The organism is Lachnospira intestinalis (assembly GCF_040095895.1).
Classification (GTDB): domain Bacteria; phylum Bacillota; class Clostridia; order Lachnospirales; family Lachnospiraceae; genus Lachnospira; species Lachnospira intestinalis.
Genome location: NZ_JBBMFS010000001.1, coordinates 111,862 through 131,460, shown reverse-complemented (window position 1 = coordinate 131,460; position 19,599 = coordinate 111,862). Strand labels below are relative to the sequence as shown.

The 19,599-nt window shown below is 42.3% G+C and carries 17 protein-coding genes; 2 read left to right on the top strand and 15 right to left on the bottom strand.

Annotated features, from left to right (window positions below; genetic code table 11):
- Positions 1–99: 99 nt before the first annotated feature.
- Positions 100–1,950 carry an asparagine synthase (glutamine-hydrolyzing) gene (gene asnB / locus WMO37_RS00535; protein ID WP_022432824.1) on the top strand — a complete coding sequence of 617 codons (1,851 nt, stop codon included), beginning with the start codon at positions 100–102 and terminating at the stop codon, positions 1,948–1,950.
- A 214-nt stretch (positions 1,951–2,164) separates the two neighbouring features.
- Here the strand turns inward: asnB and WMO37_RS00530 are convergent, their stop codons facing one another.
- Both WMO37_RS00530 and WMO37_RS00525 read right to left on the bottom strand, forming a co-directional pair.
- Positions 2,165–2,752 carry a dipicolinate synthase subunit B gene (locus WMO37_RS00530; protein WP_227089789.1) on the bottom strand — a complete coding sequence of 196 codons (588 nt, stop codon included), beginning with the start codon at positions 2,750–2,752 and terminating at the stop codon, positions 2,165–2,167.
- An 11-nt stretch (positions 2,753–2,763) separates the two neighbouring features.
- Entirely contained in the window at positions 2,764–3,555 is a 792-nt protein-coding gene (locus WMO37_RS00525; RefSeq protein ID WP_349153997.1) for a hypothetical protein, read from the bottom strand.
- Between the two features lie 153 nt (positions 3,556–3,708).
- Here WMO37_RS00525 and WMO37_RS00520 point away from each other — a divergent pair, with 153 nt between their 5' ends.
- Complete coding sequence (locus WMO37_RS00520) at positions 3,709–4,716, top strand: LacI family DNA-binding transcriptional regulator (RefSeq protein WP_022432827.1); 1,008 nt, start codon at positions 3,709–3,711, stop codon at positions 4,714–4,716.
- A 298-nt stretch (positions 4,717–5,014) separates the two neighbouring features.
- On the opposite strand, the gene WMO37_RS00515 is transcribed toward WMO37_RS00520, so the two are convergent.
- From WMO37_RS00515 to WMO37_RS00455, 13 genes are all read right to left on the bottom strand, one after another.
- Positions 5,015–5,701: a M24 family metallopeptidase gene (locus tag WMO37_RS00515; protein WP_349153996.1), complete on the bottom strand. Its 687-nt coding sequence runs from the start codon at positions 5,699–5,701 to the stop codon at positions 5,015–5,017.
- A gap of 238 nt (positions 5,702–5,939) precedes the next feature.
- Positions 5,940–7,517, bottom strand: a complete 1,578-nt coding sequence (locus tag WMO37_RS00510; RefSeq protein WP_022432830.1) for a type 2 periplasmic-binding domain-containing protein — start codon at positions 7,515–7,517, stop codon at positions 5,940–5,942.
- Positions 7,518–7,717: 200 nt separating this feature from the next.
- Positions 7,718–10,342, bottom strand: coding sequence for an NYN domain-containing protein (locus WMO37_RS00505; protein WP_349153995.1), 2,625 nt, complete (start codon positions 10,340–10,342; stop codon positions 7,718–7,720).
- Positions 10,343–10,478: 136 nt separating this feature from the next.
- The gene (locus WMO37_RS00500; protein ID WP_022432832.1) at positions 10,479–10,763 is read right to left on the bottom strand and encodes a DUF2325 domain-containing protein; all 285 of its coding nucleotides are present in this window, start codon (positions 10,761–10,763) and stop codon (positions 10,479–10,481) included.
- A 17-nt stretch (positions 10,764–10,780) separates the two neighbouring features.
- Positions 10,781–11,206 carry a flavodoxin gene (locus WMO37_RS00495; RefSeq protein WP_227089523.1) on the bottom strand — a complete coding sequence of 142 codons (426 nt, stop codon included), beginning with the start codon at positions 11,204–11,206 and terminating at the stop codon, positions 10,781–10,783.
- Between the two features lie 46 nt (positions 11,207–11,252).
- Positions 11,253–11,870 (bottom strand): DUF3793 family protein, encoded by a 618-nt coding sequence (locus WMO37_RS00490; protein ID WP_022432834.1) that lies wholly within the window; start codon positions 11,868–11,870, stop codon positions 11,253–11,255.
- A 182-nt stretch (positions 11,871–12,052) separates the two neighbouring features.
- On the bottom strand, positions 12,053–12,802 hold the full coding sequence (locus tag WMO37_RS00485; protein ID WP_022432835.1) for a hypothetical protein: 750 nt from the start codon (positions 12,800–12,802) through the stop codon (positions 12,053–12,055).
- A gap of 23 nt (positions 12,803–12,825) precedes the next feature.
- A complete protein-coding gene (locus WMO37_RS00480; protein ID WP_022432836.1) occupies positions 12,826–13,512 on the bottom strand; it encodes an ABC transporter ATP-binding protein in 687 nt (228 codons plus the stop codon).
- A 122-nt stretch (positions 13,513–13,634) separates the two neighbouring features.
- Positions 13,635–13,985 (bottom strand): GntR family transcriptional regulator, encoded by a 351-nt coding sequence (locus WMO37_RS00475; RefSeq protein ID WP_349153994.1) that lies wholly within the window; start codon positions 13,983–13,985, stop codon positions 13,635–13,637.
- 195 nt (positions 13,986–14,180) lie between these two features.
- Positions 14,181–15,770: a potassium/proton antiporter gene (locus WMO37_RS00470; protein ID WP_022432838.1), complete on the bottom strand. Its 1,590-nt coding sequence runs from the start codon at positions 15,768–15,770 to the stop codon at positions 14,181–14,183.
- 161 nt (positions 15,771–15,931) lie between these two features.
- Positions 15,932–16,447: a CarD family transcriptional regulator gene (locus WMO37_RS00465; protein WP_022432839.1), complete on the bottom strand. Its 516-nt coding sequence runs from the start codon at positions 16,445–16,447 to the stop codon at positions 15,932–15,934.
- A gap of 215 nt (positions 16,448–16,662) precedes the next feature.
- Positions 16,663–17,439 carry a ZIP family metal transporter gene (locus WMO37_RS00460; RefSeq protein WP_369426201.1) on the bottom strand — a complete coding sequence of 259 codons (777 nt, stop codon included), beginning with the start codon at positions 17,437–17,439 and terminating at the stop codon, positions 16,663–16,665.
- A 52-nt stretch (positions 17,440–17,491) separates the two neighbouring features.
- Complete coding sequence (locus WMO37_RS00455) at positions 17,492–19,597, bottom strand: sensor histidine kinase (protein WP_349153992.1); 2,106 nt, start codon at positions 19,595–19,597, stop codon at positions 17,492–17,494.
- Between the last annotated feature and the right edge of the window lie 2 nt (positions 19,598–19,599).

The window sequence follows — 19,599 nt, the reverse complement described above, 5'->3', positions numbered from 1 at the left end:
ACATTTCAATAGTCAATTGACCCGACTTTTGTGTATAATTCATTTTGTTTTTACATAGATTTATAAAAATATAACTGACCTGCCTGCCAAAGGAGATTTATGTGCGGAATAGCCGGATTTTTCGATGCTGACGCATCTTTTTTATCAAATGAAGAACAATATCAGATACTGCTTGCAAAAATGGGAAGGACTTTAAAACACCGCGGACCGGATGCCTCCGGCACACTGCTCTGCAACCGGTGCGGACTGGCACACCGCCGCCTTTCAATTATTGATATTACGGGCGGCGCACAGCCGATGTCAAAAATTTATTCGGACTACCACTATCACATTGTATACAATGGTGAAATTTATAATACAGATGATTTACGTCACAAACTCACCACCCTCGGGGTTCATTTTAAAACCACTTCAGACACGGAGGTTTTACTGCTGGGTTTCATTCACTTTGGACCGTCTTTTATTCAGGACGTGGATGGCATTTTTGCACTTGCCGTTTATGATGAACGCCACGAAACGCTGACACTATTTCGCGACTGCTTCGGTGTAAAGCCGCTTTTTTACACACAGACCGGAAACACTTTCGTTTTTGCTTCCGAATTAAAGGGACTTTTTTGCTATCCCGGCATTGCACCCGCTGTTGACAGTAACGGACTGAATGAAATTTTTTCCTTAGGTCCTGCCCACACGCCCGGCTGTGGTGTCTATAAAAATGTGCATGAGGTTCTGCCGGGTTCTTATTTAAGTGTTTCACGTGCCGGTGTCCGAGAAACGACCTATTTCCGGCTGGAATCCCACCCACATGAAGATTCCTACGAAACAACCATTGCAACTGTCCGTGAACTGCTCACCGGTGCAATCCGCCGCCAGATGATTTCCGATGTTCCTATCTGCACTTTCCTTTCCGGAGGAATTGATTCCAGTCTGGTATCTTCCGTATGCGCAGGGGAGTTAAAAAAAGAAGGAAGACAGTTAAAGACCTTTTCCTTTGACTTTACGGACAATGAGAACTATTTTCAATCAAACAGTTTCCAGCCTTCCATGGATAAACCGTATGCCGCAAAAATGGCTTCTTATTTAAACAGTCATCATACTTATCTGGAATGTACCAACCAGACACAGGCGGATTATCTTCTGCGTTCCGTAAAAGCGCACGACCTGCCGTGCATGGCAGACATTGATTCCTCGCTTCTTTATTTCTGCGAGCAGGTAAGCCACACGCACAAGGTTGTACTGACCGGTGAATGTGCCGATGAGGTATTCGGCGGCTATCCGTGGTTTCACCGGGAATCCATGTTAGACTGTGGCACTTTCCCATGGACACCGACCCTCGCCCCGCGGAAATCACTTTTAAATGCGGATTTTGCAAATACCCTGCGTATGGAAGACTATGTAAAAAATGCCTATGACCGCGCTGTCAGTGAAGTCGATATTCTCCCTATGGAAAATGAAACAGAAACGAGCCGCCGCCGTATCGGCTATTTAAGTATCAGATTTTTTATGCAGACACTGTTAAACCGCATGGACAGAACCAGCATGAACACGGGACTGGAAGCGCGTGTGCCGTTTGCCGACAAAAAGCTTGTTTCCTACGTTTTTAACATCCCGTGGGAAATGAAAGCAAAAGGCGGACTGGTTAAAAATATTCTGCGCCAGTCTGCCGTGGGACTGCTGCCGGATGAAATTTTGTTCCGCAAAAAAAGTCCGTATCCCAAAACCTACAATCCGTACTATGAGAATCTGCTGTCTGCCCGCTTAAAAGAAGTACTATCCGACGGAAGCAGTCCGCTCCTGCCGCTCCTTGACCGCACCGCCGTACAGAAGTTTTTAGACAATCCGAAAGACTACGGTCAGCCGTGGTACGGACAACTGATGGCCGGTCCGCAGATGACTGCCTATCTGTTGCAGATTCACTACTGGCTGACAGAGTACCATGTGACGATTTTATAGAATGATTTTATAGAATGATTTAATAAAGAAAATTAATTTTGACACAGTGAAATGTACCTGTTAAATATCTGTCAAACGGTTTAAAAATGTTTAAATGTCCCGGTCAAAGTGTTAAACGCACATTTTTTTTAGAGAGCGCGCGCTGACACTTTGACTGGGACATTTTTTATTCTTTGCAACCCTTTTGGGGTTAATTTTCCTGTTTATTTCCCTGTCAAAACGGCGAAGCGATGACCGGCTGTATCTGCTTCCCCTGCAAAGCCGCTTCAATTGTATCCGGTATCTTTTCCACATGTGCTATCATGGAATGGTGCTTCTTTTCATAGTTATCCTGTCCAAACGGCACAAAATAAATATTTTTAATATTCATCAGCGTGCCGATATTTTTAAAATTCATGCCGAGCGCATCGTTGGTGGAAATTGAAATCACCAGTGGCTTTTCATTGCGCAGATGTGCTTTTGCTGCCATTAACACGGGCGTATCGGTAATGCCCGCTGCGAGCTTGGCAATCGTATTTCCGGTGCAAGGTGCAATCACCAGCGCATCCAGACTGCTTTTCGGCCCAATCGGTTCTGCTTTTGCAATGGTATCAATGACCTGCTCTCCTGTAATCTCACAGATTTTTTTGCGGAAATCTTCTGCTTTGCCAAACCGTGTATCCATATGTTGTACATTTTCGGAAAAAATAGGAATTACTCTCATTCCCGATGCTGTCAGTGTTTTGATGACACCTGTCATTTTATCAAAGGTGCAAAACGAGCCTGTTATGGCTATACCGATGGTCTTCTTTTCCATGCCGATTCTGCCTTTCTTTAATTGATATGTTGTTCAATGACTTTCATTAAAACTTCCGCCGAGCGCTTCGGCGCATATTTGCCCGGCAGACCGAGTGCCTGTACCGCATTCATTTTATTTGCCCGGCAATACTCAAAATCCGTTCCTCCGGGTCTGGAAGCGATGTCTATAATCGTCACTTCACCGCTTACATTTTCAAGTTCCCTAGACGTCAGCACTTTTTTAGGAACGGTATTAAAAATATACGCATACTCTTTTCCGTATTTCTGCAAATGCGGCAGTAACGGGAATGGCACGCTGTCAAACCCAAAAGCTTCCGCCTGTGCGCGTGCGCTTTCCTTTCGCTCTGCCACGGTCACACGGCTGTACATGCGCATGAGCCGGTCTGCCAGTACTTTTCCGCATCGTCCGTATCCTATTAAAAGACTTTTTGCACCGCACAGATTGATTGTACTGTGAAGAATCGCTTCCGCAACCGCACCTTCTGCCGTTGCCACCGCATTATGATACGCCGTGTCATCTTCCTGCATATACTCAACAAACTCCGGCACATTTTCCACCAAATTTTGTCCGGTTTCTTTTTTGGGCAGGTTACAGCCGAAAATGAGCTGTCCTCCATGCACGGAATCCGCCACCTGGTCATAATACGCCCTGCTGTCCGAAACCGGCAGAAGTACCGCATCATACTCTGCCGCATCAACCGGTGTCAGTGTCTGAATCCATTCTGTATGATGTCCCTGCTGTTCTAACATTTCTTTTAAATATTGCTGTCTGACATCGGTGCCCATCAGCAAAAATTTCTTTTTCATATGCGCCTCCCATTTCCCTATAATTTATCCTATGCCATAAGACCTGTCCTTGATTATACGCGCTTGAATTCCTTTCGGAAATAGGTTATACTATAATATAATTATTTTTACATTTTATATAGTTTTATAAAATGTTGTGGAGGGATTTTACATATGTCAATTACGGCTAAAGAATTAGCAAAACAACTGGGGCTTTCGCCGTCCGCTGTATCCATTGCTTTAAACAACAAGCCCGGAATCAGCACCGAAACACGAAAGAAAATTTTAGATGCGGCGCGCGTAAGCAACTACGACTTTTCAAAAATCGGAGAGAAAAAAACAACAGCCGGTACAATTTATTTTTTAATTTATATTAAAGACGGTGCGGTTGTTTATGAAAATCCGTTTATCACACAGGTTCAGGAAGGTATTGCCACCGCCTGCGCACAGCATGAATACAAACTGCTGGTACGGAATCTCTATGAAGAAGGGGACGTTTTAGAACAGTTAAACAACATCATTTATTCAAACTGTGCCGGACTGATTATTTTAGGAACGGAAATGCAGAAGCCTGATTTTATGTATCTGAAAAACCTGACTGTGCCGATTGTGCTTTTGGATACTTACTGCGACTTTCCGAATGTGGACTGCGTGATGATTAACAATATGCAGGGTGCTTTTAATGCAACGGTTCGTCTGATTCACAAGCACATCGGACAACCGGGATATTTACACTCCTCTTATCCGATTCATTCTTTTGAGGAACGGTGTGAGGGCTTTTACCGCGCACTGCGCAAAAACGGACTTCCGTCTTCCAAATCGGTTGTCCACCTGCTCTCACCTTCCGTAGAGGGCGCTTATGCAGATATGCTGGAACTGCTGGAACAAAACACGCCGCTTGCTTCCTGTTATTTTGCAGACAATGACAACATCGCTATCGGCGCAATGAAAGCTTTTCAGCATAAAGGTTATAAAATACCGGCAGATATTTCGATTATCGGCTTTGACAATATGCCGTTAAGCACCAGTGTGATTCCGGCATTAAGCACGATTCACGTTCCGAAGCAGAATCTTGGCAAAACCGCTGCAGAACGACTGATTAATGTGATTGAATCGGATGAATACTATTCTGTGAAGATTGAAATTTCCGCGACGTATATTGCGCGGAAGTCGGTGATTTAAGGGAGCAGAAAACACCCCGCTATCTCAACGTTGGCACTTGACTTCGATAGCGGGGTGTTTTCTGCCTGTGGAATGGTGGTGGCTAAATATAATGACTTTTGAAAATTCAAATTAACCACATATTGATTCATATTAATGTTTCTTCTTGAATTTTGTAAATGCTTCTACAGCATTTTGTACTTTTCCGGCTTCTATATCATCATATCCCTTTTGCAGTTTTGCATGAAGTTCTTCATCTGTCATTAAATCCATGTGAATTGTGTCCGTGTTTTTGGGTAATGCTGCTGAAATATCTGTTTTACAGTTCAACCGGTTTTCCATTCTGAAAATAATATATATTTTCTTTTTTATAACCGTATTTTGAACCCGGAATACTGATATGCGGTTCAAACGTAAAATATTTTACCTCACTTATTCTTTGAGTATTACCCTTTTCTGTATACACACGGTCATTTTTATTTTTTACAATGGAATGTCCCAGATTCCCCATAAAATCGAGATTAACAAAACCAGCTTTTAAAATAATCTCATTAATATGATAATAAAGTTCCTCAAATGTAGTTTCTGTATTTACAAACTCTGTTAATTCATGATGAAGCCGGTCTTCCATTTGTAAACCTTTTCTCCATTCTTCATTTGATATTTCACGTTTATCGACTACCACACCATTTTCCAATATGATTGTTCTCGCATAATCCCCCCAAATATTTTCACACTGCGGACTTAAATCAATCGTTACAATATCATTTTCCGCAATCGTTCTGTCACTTGTAACATATTGCTTTCCCGACACCGATATTGTTGTTTCATCTCCTGCAAAAACAAACGCACCAATATCCCAATACCAAAAAGAATCTGCGCCTAATTCTAGCATTTTCCGTTCACATAAATCTCTTAAATCCAACAGATTCATACCCGGTTTTATTATCGTCTTTGCATATTCAATCGTTTTCTTTGCTATCTGCTGTACCTCGCTATACTCCATAAATAACCTCCTCTGTTTTTTTCGTGTTTACTTAATATTTTACTTTATTATATCATAATCAATTTGTAAATAAAATCACTTATATTGGCAGTTACAAATTATGACCGCAAGTATTTAACTTTTTTATCAAATAATTAAATAATTTTAACAGCCTTATAAAAACAATTAAAAAAGCCGCGCCCCAGTGGTATTCCACCACCAAACCGCAGCCTTTTATTCATTTATTCAGTTGGTTTACTTACTTATTTAATGACTTTAAAACAGCATTGCTTAATGAACCGACTGTCTTGTTGTAGTAATCCATACCTTCATCTACTGTCATGTAACCCAAAGCTACCTGTGCAATAACATATGTTCTTGCTGTGTTAATATCACCGATATTATTAGATAACTCTGATGTCATCGGAAGCGGTACGGCTACCTGAGAGTTTTCAGCGAAGAATTCACCGTTTTCTCTTGCAACTTCAGGAATTAAGGATTCACCTACATAACCATTTGTGAAGTTTGCAATAGAAAGGATTGGGTCAATGTGGTTCTTTGTCTGCCACTGATCCGGTTTTTCAATACCCGGAAGGTAATGGAACTGTCCTTCTGTGTATGTCTTTGGCTGGTCTTCCTTCTTCTCTACCGTAACAGTTTCTGCCTTGTCATCCCAGTGTGTACCCTTTGCACCGTGTGTCCAAAGCATCTGTACATCGCCGCCGTCTAACATCTTATCAATGAAATACTTAAAGATTCCTTCCGGATTCTTTGCGGCTGATGTGATACACCAGCATGGTGCGATTCTTTCTGTATACGCACCCAGTTCTTTGATTGGCTTAATGGCAATAAGTTCATCGTCCAAGCCCTTGTTTGCAAGGTTTGTCTTTAACGTATTTGCCCATGTACCTGCCCAGTATGTAAATACACCGGTTTCTGTTGACGGGTCTGTTGAATAGAACTTATCTCTTGCATTGGCTGTTGAGTTATTTACGGATTCCTTATCAATAACACCGTCATTTACGGCTGTCTGGATTCTTTGAAGAGCTTCTTTCATTTCCTGCTGGGCAAATCCATCTACATATTTTCCTGAAGTATCCTTGTAGAAAGTATACTGTGCTTTCTGATAAAATTCAGGCAGATAGTTTGTATTCGGTGCTTCCGGATGGATAAAACCAGGAGAAGAAATAACATAATGTCCCATTGTCTGTGCCATCTGCTTTAAATAGCCGTAATATGTATTAAAATCCATCTGTACATCTTTTACCTTGGAAGCATCAATGCCTGCCTTGTCAAGCCATGCTTTCTTTACATATGTACAACATCCGTTACCACGGTAAAGAGATAATCCGTACATTGCCTTTGTTCCATCTTCACCGTTTACCATCAGTGCGGAAAGAACATTGTCGGCTGTGCTGATTAATCTTCCGGAATTCTTTGTTTCTGAATGTTCCCATGCATCTGTCATATTCCAAAGGAAACCGTTTGATGCATACAGTGCATAATAATCAGATGAAAGCAGTACAACGTCTGGCATGGTATCGTCTGAGTTAAATGCATTGGCTACGGCATCATAGTAGCTTGCATGGTCAGGACGTGTCCATTTAATATCAAGTCCTGTTGCTTCATTTAACTGCTTGTAAAATGCCTCTGCTCCATTTGTTTCTGTAACAACTGTACCATCACACATTACGGTAAATGTATCCGGCTTTGTTACTTCTTTGTTTTCTGATGTTCCCTGGCTTGTTGTTCCTTTACTGCTTCCGCAGGCTACCAGTCCGAGTACGGACGTTACGGTAAGACCTACCGCAGTAAGCTTTTTCACTGTTTTTCTCATAAAACACCCTCCAATTAGTTTTATTTTGTAAAAAGTTTTATAGGTTTATGATGATGTATTGGTTAGGTACATCATATTGTGTATTATATGTGCAGATTGTACTAAATGAAATACATTTTTTAGTAGATTTACTAAATTTTTACCTAAATTGCAAACTATTTTTACAAATCTTATTTATGAAAGTGCTTTAAAAAACGAAATTACGGTGTCAGATAGTTTTCACGGATATGCTGTTCCCTTGCTTTAACCTCCGCTTCAAACTCCCTTGCCGACATCAAAAGGCACCCCTGCCCTCGGATAATCACCTGTTCAAGCCCGTCCGAGGTTGCAACCGTGACTTTATATTTTCTGCCATTTTCATGTGCAAATTTTTCAATATAAGCATCTGCCGTTTCAGCTTCTTTTGTGTAGACCACATGAATATTGTAATAGTCCATAAACTCTGTTACATGTCCTTTCACACGATACGCATCAAATACAACAATCAGCTCACACTGGCGGCTTCCCTGATAATTGCACAAAATATCCAAAAGCCGGCCTCTCGCACTGTCAATATTGACAGCCGCCAGCTCCTTTAATTCCTGCCATGCAAAAATAATATTATAGCCATCTACTAAAAGATACTCCTTCTGTGCCGGCTGATCATAGCTGCGTACTGTCATTCCCGAAGTCTTTGGCAGTGTATCCACGCGGGTAATCGTTCTTTTTTTCGTACCGGTACGCGGCATGGACTTATCCCTTTTATTGGCATAATAGGTCTGGCGTAAAATCTCATCAATTTCTTCCGTGCCAATCCACTCATCCGACACGCTTCTTGCAGCAGCTTTCTGCGGCTGCATCTCGTCTTTACGCTTTTCCTTTAAAATGCTTTCAAGATGCATATACTCCGGCACTTCCTGCCAGCCGACTACAAACCCCGAACCGTGCGCACAAAAGACAGAATCCGCCGGATTGTCCAAATCCCGTTGTGCAATGTAGCCGCATGTTTTTAAAACTTCATTCTGATTGTGACAGACTTCATAACCTTTCAGGTTACAGAACAACCTGCCTGTACCCTTGCTGTAGGCAACCACTTCTTTATAATAGTCTTTCATCGTAGAAACCGGGGCTTCTCCCGTAATCACTGCCATACCTGCTTCGTGTGTCTGCTGTAACGCAAATGTGCCGCACATCCTTTCAATATCCGTCATTGCCCTGCCGACTGCCGTTTCCGGAATTTCCAGCCTGAATTCATAATACGGTTCTAATAGCACACTTTCTGCCTGCATTAAGCCCTGCCGCACCGCACGGTATGTCGCCTGTCTGAAATCACCGCCTTCGGTATGCTTCTGGTGTGCCCTTCCCGCCTTTAACGTAATCTTCATATCGGTAATAACACTGCCGGTCAGCACACCTAAATGTTCTTTTTCATACAAATGCGTCAACACCAGTCTCTGCCAGTTTTTATCGAGCTGTTCCTCACTGCAGTCTGCGGCAAAGACAAGCCCGCTTCCCCGCGGCAGCGGTTCTAAAAGTAAATGAACCTCCGCATAGTGGCGCAGTGGTTCAAAATGTCCTACACCCTCTACCGTATTTTGAATGGTTTCTTTATAGACAATGCTTCCCGTGCCGAATTCCACGCTGACACCAAACCGCTCCTGTATCAGGCTTTTTAAAATTTCAATCTGGACTTCGCCCATCACCTGTACATATATCTGCTGTAATTTTTCATTCCATACAATATGTAACTGTGGTTCTTCTTCCTCTAACTCCCGCAGCTTCGGTAAAAATACCGCCGCATCACAGCCTGCCGGAAGTTCAATACAATACGTAAGCACCGGCTCTAAAAACGGAACAACCGTCCCTGCCTGTGTGCCAAGCCCCTGTCCCGGATACGTCTTTGTCAGTCCCGTTACCGCACAGACCACACCGGCTTGCGCCTGCGCCGGTGCGGTATATTTTTCACCGGAATAAATGCGGATTTGATTGACCTTTTCCGACCATTTTTCCGAATCTTTTCCGCCGCTTAACAATTCTTTATTCTTTAAAATGCCGCCGGTCAGCTTCATATACGTCAGGCGCGCGCCCTGCTCATCTCTTGCGATTTTAAATACACGCGCCCCAAACTCCTTTGTATATACCGGCTGTTTTGCATACAGTGTCACCGCTTCAAGCAGTTCCTTTACACCGGTCATTTTTAATGCCGAACCGAAAAAGCACGGAAAAAGCTCTCTTGATGCAATCAGTTCTTTGATAACGTCCGTTTCAATACTACCTGTATTCAGATAATCATTTAATACTGATTCATCACAAAGCGCTACATTTTCAAAGAATTCGTCCGGATTGTCGTCTTTTTTTGAAAAATCCACACACGAAACACTAAACTCCCGCTGTAACTGTGATAAAACCGCCTGTTTGTCCGTTCCCGGCTGGTCCATTTTGTTGACAAATAAAAATACCGGGATTTTATACCGGTTTAACAGACGCCACAATGTCCGTGTATGCCCCTGTATGCCATCTGCGCCGCTGACAACCAGAATGGCGTAATCCAGTACCTGTAATGTCCGCTCCATTTCTGCCGAAAAATCCACATGTCCCGGCGTATCTAACAGCGTTATCTCACAGTCTTTCCAATAAATCTGCGCCTGCTTTGAAAAAATCGTAATACCGCGCGTCCGCTCCAGTTCAAAATTATCAAAATATGCATCTTTATTATCTACTCTTCCGACTTTACGGATACTTCCCCCTGTATACAAAAGCCCCTCTGACAAGGTCGTCTTTCCCGCATCTACATGGGCAAGGACTGCCATACAGAATCTTTTAATTTTATGTTCCTGCTGATTCATTCTTCTGCACCCTGCTCTTTCCTGTGAATATAATGTACATTACATTCTATCATGCACGCAAAATGTCTGCAATCCCTCATTCATTTGTGGAATTGCAGACATTTACCCTCATATTTTATTTTCTTTTATCTGGTTTTTACACTGCGGCTGCCTTGTCTAAAATTTCATTTAATGCAGCCTGGCTGCTTGTGTGGCATCTGATAATATTCGCATTGGCACGTTCGGCTTCAACAACTGCACAGCGCGCCATTTTATGTGACACCGTATTAGTAAATAAAATCACCAAATCGGGGCTTCCAATCTGGCTTGACAGATTTGCACTCATCTGTGTAAATACCTTCGCCTTACATTTATGTTCTTTACAGATTTTCTTGTATTGACTGACCATTCGGTCATGTCCCCCAACAATTACAACACTCATGCTTTCTCCTTATCTGACTAGATAAGCTGGCTTCCCAGCTTTTCACAAGCCGCTATTGCTTCATCATCCGGTGCTTCCATGCAGATAACGCCTTCTCCTCCGACAATTTCTGCACCTGCTGCTTTCATTCTTTCTTCCCAGTCTCTCATCCACTGACCGTCACCCCAGCCGTAAGAACCGAATAAACCGATTTTCTTGCCGGATACACTCTTTTCAAGTTCTTCCACAAAAGGTTCCATTTCTGATTCTTCAAGAACCTCTGCACCCATTGCCGGGCATCCTAATGCAAATACAGCTTCACCCGCCAAGTCCTGTGGTGTAATATCCGATACCGCAACACATTCCGCGCTGCCGCCTGCCGCTGTGATTCCTTTTGCAACTGCCTCTGCCATTGTCTGTGTGTTGCCTGTCTGTGACCAATAAACTACTTTTGCCATGTTCATCCTCATTTCCTGCACTGGTTTGTGCATATTTTTTTGTCTGCTTCCTTTAGATAACTGCTTCCCGCAGTTCCTCATAATGAAACATCATTATTATTTCCTGAATATCCATTCCGTATGACAGCAGCCGTATCATCTGTTCTTTTGCCTGTTCAAAACATCCAAACAAATCCACCTTCTGCTGTAAATCAGAATAAACCTTCCAATAGCCTGTATAGAGAAAATTCCTGCCCCGGTTGTTAATAAAGCCTTTTACATCTTCCAGCGGATATCCTAAAAGCACACCCATTTCATGTGGAAAATCCTTTGTTGTACACAGATTGTCGCAGTAACGCTTTTTGAATAAATCCAAAACATCTTCTACCGCAAACTGTGTGTATCCGTAGGATTTTAAAAATGCTCTCGTATCCGCTTCTAAAAGCTGCTGCTGTAATTCCTGCTCCTTGTACAGCAGAAGAATGACTTTTTCATCTGTCTGCCGCAGCAGATAACAGGAAATATCCGTTTCCTTTAACACCTCAAGTATACGCGGATAAAACGCCCGGCTTACACTTAACATATTGGAAACCTTTAATCCGGCAAGCACCGGTGCACATTGCAGAACCATCTGCAAATCCACTGTACTGCTGTCGATTTTCTGCACAAGCTTTAAAATCTCCCGGCTCATACTTTCTCCTCCATATAAAACCATAGTTAGTTTTATCTAACCTCTTTACAATGGTTAGTATACACTAACTCGTTGTATCCGTCAAGTATCTTTTTATTATTTTTTATGTGCAGTCCGGTATCTGCACAATAAAAAATCCGGACGATTTTTCACCGTCCGGATTTTTTCCGTATACCGCATTTTTACACACTCAGCTTTTTATCCATTAACCATGCTGACGCCACATACAGCAGTGTGTTAATAACAAGGAAGAAAAGAATTTCCACACTGCTTTGCATTACCTGTGAAGATTTGCTTATCGCATTTAAAATTGCATTATCGGCGCTTACAACTCCCCAGAAGCATAAAATATATGCCACAAAAACAATAAATGAGGTCAGCTTAGTTTTATGCACCAGTGTATATATCAGCGTTTCCACAAAATATCCAAGCACTACAATAAATACCCATGTAACAAAAACCGTCAAAATCTTCTGGACTGCAAAACCCCAGTCCACTCTGACAGAATAATTAATTTCTAAAATGTTCTGTACCAGTGTCATCAGTTCTCTGACACTGCTGTACTTTATCAGGAAAACCGAACCGCACAGCACCGCCACGATACCGTAAATCAGCATGGTAAAAAAGATTTGCAGTACCGCCGAAATCATTTTTGCGCCAAGAATCTCATAGGAAGACTTCGGAACAAGAAACAGCATATAACTCTGTTTGGTCTTTAAATCCTTATCATATACGCTCAAGCTTTCTACCGCCACATACAATCCCGCAAAAACCATAACGGTAAATATCAGCATAGTTGCGATTGCCGCATGGGTTTCCTTATCTATCACGCACGCAATTCCGAAATACAGTGTCAGTACCCCTAATATTGCCGCAATAATTATTTTTGAAAACATCTGCTTTTTAAATTCATACTTCATCAGCTTTAACATACTCTTAACCTCTCTTTCCGCCCTTACGCATATATTTCCTTATAAAGTTCTACAATAGACTTGCCTCGCTGCTCCCTTATCTGCTCGGCTTCACCCTGTAAAATGTTTCTGCCCTCTTTTATAAAGATCACAGAATCCACTACCGCCTCAAGTTCATCGACCAGATGGCTTGAAATGACAACACTGCTTTCTTCACCAACCGCATTTAAAATCGTTGTAACTACCTTTTCTCTTGCAATAATATCAATACCGTTTAACGGTTCGTCTAACAGATAGAGCTTTGCGGCTCTTGCAAGTGTTGCTGCAATCTTTAACTTGGCAGCCATGCCGGAAGACAGCTTGCTGGCTTTATCCTCCATCCGTAAATCCATATCGGCTATCAGCTTTGCGTATTTTTCCATATCAAAATCTTCAAAAAAGTCCCGGTAATAAATTCCCACATCCTTTACTGTCATAAAGGAGTAGAAAAAGCTTTCGGTCGGCAGATAAGCGATTTCTCTTTTGGACTGCACGCCTATCGGCTCATTTTCATAAAGAATCGTTCCGCTTGTCGGCTTTACAAGTCCTGCAATCATCTTCATAAACGTCGTCTTTCCGCTCCCGTTCGGTCCTAAAAGAGCGTAAATCTTTCCATTTTCAAGCGACAGGCTGATATTCTCCACAGCCGTCTTATTAAAATACGTTTTCTTAACATCTGAACAATTTAACATATATTCCTCTCCAATCTGCAATGAATCTATTTGCGGCACCTGTGGTGCAAATAGTTGTGTGAAAAATTTTGATTTATGATTTTTCACACTTCTCTCCATTCTGCATTTCTGTTTTGCTTCCTTTAAAATTTCGCCGACACCTCTGCCAGCAGTTCCTCTTTGCTGTATCCCAAATCCTGCATTTCTTTGACAAAATTACTGATAAATTCCTGTGCCATAGACTCCCGCAAGGCTTTAAATACCGCAGCATCCTCGGTTACAAATGTTCCGAGCCCTCTTTTGGTATAGCACATATTCTGAAGTTCCATTTCTTTATAAACCCTCCCCGCCGTATTCGGATTGATGTGATATAAAACCGCCAGTTCTCTTGTGGACGGCAGTTTCGCACCCATTGGAAGCTTTCCTGTGATAATATCCTTTTTTATCTGATTGATAACCTGAATGTAAATCGGGATATTATTTTCAAATTCCATTCGTTGTCCTCCTTTCTTTTGTGTATCGGTGAACTAGTTATATAGTACACTATGATAATAGTGTTGTCAACGTTCTTTTTTCAAAAAATTTTTCTGTCCTTTTTATGCGAAAAAATTTATGCCAAAATTTATACAATGATTCATACAAAAAAAGCACCGAAACAGCTGCTGTTACTGTTTCGGTGCTTTTTAAAGTTATTTATAGAGAACCACGATGTCCTCCGGCTCGATAAACGTCTTTCCGTCTGGAATAATGTTGCGTTCATTTCTCTTAATCAGCGCAATCAGGACATTTTCCGGAAGATTTAGGTCCTCAATTCTTTGGTTGCCCCACGGATGATTTTTGTCAATAAAAATTTCTTCCAGTCCTTCGTCATCATCCGGGTTATAGGTCGGCACGCTTAAAATCAGGCTGTCCCCTGCCAGAATCTGCGTATTGCCGCGTGTGATAATCGTTTCATCATCACGCTTAATCATGAGTGCCAGTGCGCCTGTCGGCATATGTACCTCGCTGATATGCTTATTTTCCCAGTTATGTCCCTTTGGAATATACATGCGCATCAGCGTAATTGCCGACTCTTCCTGATAGTCATTAAATGTCTTTTGGACATCTGCCTTATCATCAATCATATCCAGTTTCCGTGAAACATACGGAAGCAGTGTGCCCTGTACCGCAACAGATAACAGCGAAATCATAAAGACAATGTGAAATAAATCTCTTGAAATGTCATTTCCCGCCGCCATGGCAAATATCGAGAATACAATCGATGAAGCACCTCTAAGCCCCGCCCACGAAACCAGCAGACATTGATTCAGTGAACAGTGAAACGGCTTTAAAATGAGCAGAACCGTGAGCGGTCTTGCAATCAGCAGGATAAACAGTGCGATAACAATCGCCGTTCCCATGATATACGGAAATTTGTGCGGAAATGACAGCAGACCCAGTAAAAAGAATATCACAATCTGGGATAATCCCGTCACTCCGTCAAAAAACGGAATAATTTCTTTTTTATTGCGGATACTGCTGTTTCCCATAAGAATCCCCAAAAGGTAGATACTTAAAAATGCATTTCCGCCCACCAGTGACGAAAAGCCCATGCCAAACAGCACCAGCGCCAGTATAAATACCGTATACATACCGTTTGTTACCACTCTTGTCTTTGTCAGCACCCATATACCAAATACGGCAAGCACAACACCGATTGCCACACCGTATACAATCTGCGCAAAAATAGCATACGGCACAGTTGAAAGATTTTCACCGTTTACCAGAGAAATACCAACCACCGTCAGCATATACGCCGTCGGATCATTACTGCCGCTTTCGATTTCAAGCAGGGAAGCCACGCCGTCTTTTAAATTCAGCTTTTTCTTTCGTAAAATGGAAAATACACTCGCAGCATCCGTACAGGAAATGACCGCTCCCAAAAGGAAACCCTCTGCGAAACGAAACTTTAATACCACACAGCAAAATGCCATAGTGAGAAACCCGGTCAGAAATACGCCGGCCGTTGACAATAACAATGATTTGACTGCAACCGGCTTTGCCGCCTTCCACTTGGTGTTGAAGCCGCCGTAAAACATAATAAATCCCAGTGCAATCGTACAAATCTGTTCGGTTACTGCAAAGTTATCAAATGGAATCTTTACAATTCCATCACTGCCAAACAGCATACCGATTCCGATAAACAAAATTAACGCAGGCATTCCGAATTTGCCCGAAAACTTATCCGCAATAATACATAACACCAGTATTAATGCTATCAACATCAATTCTACTACCATTCTTCCTCCTGTTTTCCCATTTTTATGCTGTCAAAGCATCCTGTTATGCCTGACATCTTTTATTAGAATATCATATGAATTGTCAGAAAAAAAGCACAAATCCGAATTTTTATTCAGACTTGTGCTTTTTATTCTAAACCATTTTGCTATAAAACAGACTTCTATACAGATTCCATGCACTGCGCTGCCTGCTGTTCTATCTGTTTCTCAATCTGATTTCTGTCTTTACCGGTTACAAACACCAGTTCGCTGTACAATTTATCCTCTGCCAGCTTAAAATAGCGGTCGTCTAAAACCGTTGCTTTTTTGCCGCTTGAAATGCGCTCCTGTCTGCGCAGATACATATTTTTAATAATTTTTACCAGTTCCCGCAAATCACAGCTTTTGATTGCTTCTTTATATACATTTTCCCGCAGCTTTTCATTTTCAACCCATGCCGCCTGAATTGCAGGAATTTCACGAATCAGCGTGTCTGCCTCCTGCTTTGTAATGACTTTGCGCGTCTGGACTTTGCTGCTTTCCACCGGACTGTAAATCCGTCCGTTCTTTTCCTTTTGCGGAACCAGCAGATAATACTGCCTTTTAGAACTGCCGCCCGGCAGTTCCAGTTGTGTAATGTCTTTTACTTCACAGATTCCGTCGTTTCCATGTACCACATACTCACCGATCTGAAACATTGTTTCCTCCATTCTTCTGCAAACCAACATTTTACCTACATATTTGTGATACCTGTGAATTGTTCCGTGCTGTGCACTCCCACAATCCGCCCTGGTATCATCTTCATTTTAAAGGAATTTTCCCCTTTTCGTAAGTTCTTTTTTTATTTTTTCCAGTTTTTTGCAAATTAAACAATATTTCTAAATAACCTCCGGTGAATAAGCGATTATTAATTTTATCCGAGTGCTACGTCTAATATCATCATCACGACAAATCCCACACCAAAGCCCAGTGTTCCGATGTTGGAGTGATTGCCTTCGGAGGCTTCGGGAATTAATTCTTCTACCACGACATAAAGCATGGCGCCTGCGGCAAACGATAAAATGTAGGGCAGAATCGGTGTTAAAATGCCCGCAAATGCAATCGTAATCACTGCGCCAATCGGCTCTACAATGCCGGAAAGCGTGCCGCATACAAATGCCTTTAAACGGCTCTGTCCCTCACTGCGAAGCGGCATTGAAATCACCGCCCCTTCCGGGAAATTCTGAATGGCAATACCCATCGCAAGTGCCGCTGCCCCGGCAAGCGTAATTGTTCCTTCCCCGGACAGATATCCGGCAAATGCCACACCGACTGCCATACCCTCCGGGATATTATGCAACGTTACCGCAAGGACAAGCATCGTTGTTTTTTTTAAATGGGCAGGCAGCCCTTCCGACTTTTCCGCTCCTAAATGCAGGTGCGGCACCAGTCTGTCCATGAGCAGTAAAAATGCCATGCCGACGGCAATTCCCACTGCCCCCGGAACAAATGCCATTCTCCCCATATCCTCGCTCATTTCAATCGCAGGAATTAAAAGTGACCACACGGATGCCGCCACCATAACGCCGGAAGCAAATCCCAGCAGTCCCTTCTGCACCAGCGCCGGTATCTGATCTTTTAAGAAAAATACACACGCTGCTCCCAGTGCTGTCCCCACAAACGGAATCAAAATTCCTATTAAAACATCAATACTCATACCCTCCTCCATTCTGCCGGCAAATCATACCAACGTTTCTGCAAGTTCAATTTACTTTGAACCGCACAACCGCCTTAAATAAATCTCCATCAATCTCGATTGAAAATGTTCCGTTCTGTACCTCTGTGAAGCTTTTCACAATCGCCAGTCCGATGCCACTTCCACTTTCGTGACGGGATTTGTCCCCGCGCACAAAACGCTCCACGATTTCTTCCGGTGTAAAATTCATCTGTGCTTCTGAAATATTTTTAAATACAATTTCCGTGTATTCAGGCTGTGCCGTGGCGCTCACATAAACCCGCGTGCCGGGCAGTGTGTACTTTGCAATATTCGTAAACAGATTTTCAAAAATACGGTACGTCTTATCACCGTCTAATGCCTGCACAATACCGTTTTCCGGTGCATCAAGAATCACCGTCAGATTTTTCTGTTTTAACAAATCCTCCGTTTCCGCCTGTGCCTGTTGTATCAGTGCAACGACATTCAGCTCCACGGGATTTAACTCAATATTGCCGCTGTTGACCTTGCTGACTTCAAACAAATCCTCAATCAGATTGTTTAACCGGTCAATATAATGCTGTAAATTTTCCAGATACACCTGCTTATCCTGCCCGCTTACATTGTCCTGTCCCAGGAGCTCCGCATAGTTTTTAATACCGGTCAGCGGTGTTTTTAAATCGTGCGAAACATTGCTTATCAGCTCCGTCTTCATATTCTGCGATTTTATTTCCTCACTGACCGCTTTTTCAAAGCCGATACGGACATTTTTTAATTCGTCGCCCAACGCATTAAAAATACCGACATCCTGTGTAATTTCTTCATCAAATCTGCCGTCTGCAAGCTGGTGTGCTTCTTCTAACAAAACCTGATAATCCTTCTGTACTTTTTTTAGCTTCTTCCTGATATAGAAAAACAACAGCACGCTGTAAAGGACTGAAAGCACAATACCAAAACTCCAAAAGCACGCAATCACACCGACGATTACCATCTGTATCAGTACATACTTTAAAAGCACCGTATCTGTTTTGTCGCTCAAATCCACCTCTGAAAGCTTTTCAAAGCGTCTTTTCACATTTCCGCAGATGCTTCCGATAAGGGAATCTTCTTTCCAATACCGGCAAAAACCTGATGTCAGCATATATTTGATTTCAAAAATACCCATGGCTGTAAACAATCCTGTAAGCATCATTCCGATAAACTGTAACACAACAGGCACAAGCTCTGCATACGGTATTCCAAGCATTTGCAGTGCTGTCTGCAATTCCCCGGTCATGGTATACACGTCCAAAAATGCCATGCCGATGTACGCAAGACAAAGCACCGTCCCTAAAAATGCCCATTTGATTTCCGCCTTTATTTTTCGCATAAATGCGAATAGGTTGACTTCCTGTTCCACACTCACCGGATAAAACAGAATATATAAACCGATAAAAAATACCATCATACAGCACGTAACAGCTAAAAATCTGCCGCTCATTTCTCCATGAACAAGATTCTCGGTATTGTACCAGATGATATCATTATTTTCAGTCAGATTCTGCGGAATGGCAAATTCAGCTTTGAGATTCTGCGGCACACGAAGCTGAATCTGGGATTTTGGAATACTCTTTCCATAAATCTCATACGTTTCTCTCGCATTGCTGGTAGAAATTGAGATACTGTTTTTAAGCAGCTGGTATGCACTCATATAAGTAAAATCCGTAGAAACATAATCTCCCGTACTTGTTACATTTCCATCGGCATCATAAGTAAATGTACTGTACATCTGATGGTCTTTTACAAAAAGTGACGTATCGCCGCCCTCTGTTTTTTCGCCGGTAGCCGTATTGGTAATACGATATGCAAAATTGGGCGAGTTGATAAAATCTGCCCTTGCTGTAAGCAGTTCTTCTTCCATAACATATTCCAGTTCTGAACGGATACTGTATGGAACATCTTCTCCCAGCGACAGCACGGAATAGTCTTTATTGACAACACGTGTCTGATCAAGCATAAACAGCAGCATTTCCCTGCTGACTGCACTGACATCTACTGTCTGCGTACCCTGATTTTCTGATTGAATATTCCGGCACAGCAAAATCATGCCGATTGATATCACGCTTAAAAGGGCCACAAGTCCAAGCACAAATACTCTTTTTTTCTTCTTTTCCATAA

Bases quoted from the DNA above. Each gene is read 5' to 3' on its own strand.
- asnB (WP_022432824.1), top strand. From the start codon at position 100: ATGTGCGGAATAGCCGGATTTTTCGATGCTGACGCATCTTTTTTATCA.
- WMO37_RS00525 (WP_349153997.1), bottom strand. From the start codon at position 3,555: ATGAAAAAGAAATTTTTGCTGATGGGCACCGATGTCAGACAGCAATAT.
- WMO37_RS00520 (WP_022432827.1), top strand. From the start codon at position 3,709: ATGTCAATTACGGCTAAAGAATTAGCAAAACAACTGGGGCTTTCGCCG.
- WMO37_RS00515 (WP_349153996.1), bottom strand. From the start codon at position 5,701: ATGGAGTATAGCGAGGTACAGCAGATAGCAAAGAAAACGATTGAATAT.
- WMO37_RS00510 (WP_022432830.1), bottom strand. From the start codon at position 7,517: ATGAGAAAAACAGTGAAAAAGCTTACTGCGGTAGGTCTTACCGTAACG.
- WMO37_RS00505 (WP_349153995.1), bottom strand. From the start codon at position 10,342: ATGAATCAGCAGGAACATAAAATTAAAAGATTCTGTATGGCAGTCCTT.
- WMO37_RS00500 (WP_022432832.1), bottom strand. From the start codon at position 10,763: ATGAGTGTTGTAATTGTTGGGGGACATGACCGAATGGTCAGTCAATAC.
- WMO37_RS00495 (WP_227089523.1), bottom strand. From the start codon at position 11,206: ATGAACATGGCAAAAGTAGTTTATTGGTCACAGACAGGCAACACACAG.
- WMO37_RS00490 (WP_022432834.1), bottom strand. From the start codon at position 11,870: ATGAGCCGGGAGATTTTAAAGCTTGTGCAGAAAATCGACAGCAGTACA.
- WMO37_RS00485 (WP_022432835.1), bottom strand. From the start codon at position 12,802: ATGTTAAAGCTGATGAAGTATGAATTTAAAAAGCAGATGTTTTCAAAA.
- WMO37_RS00480 (WP_022432836.1), bottom strand. From the start codon at position 13,512: ATGTTAAATTGTTCAGATGTTAAGAAAACGTATTTTAATAAGACGGCT.
- WMO37_RS00475 (WP_349153994.1), bottom strand. From the start codon at position 13,985: ATGGAATTTGAAAATAATATCCCGATTTACATTCAGGTTATCAATCAG.
- WMO37_RS00470 (WP_022432838.1), bottom strand. From the start codon at position 15,770: ATGGTAGTAGAATTGATGTTGATAGCATTAATACTGGTGTTATGTATT.
- WMO37_RS00465 (WP_022432839.1), bottom strand. From the start codon at position 16,447: ATGTTTCAGATCGGTGAGTATGTGGTACATGGAAACGACGGAATCTGT.
- WMO37_RS00455 (WP_349153992.1), bottom strand. From the start codon at position 19,597: ATGGAAAAGAAGAAAAAAAGAGTATTTGTGCTTGGACTTGTGGCCCTT.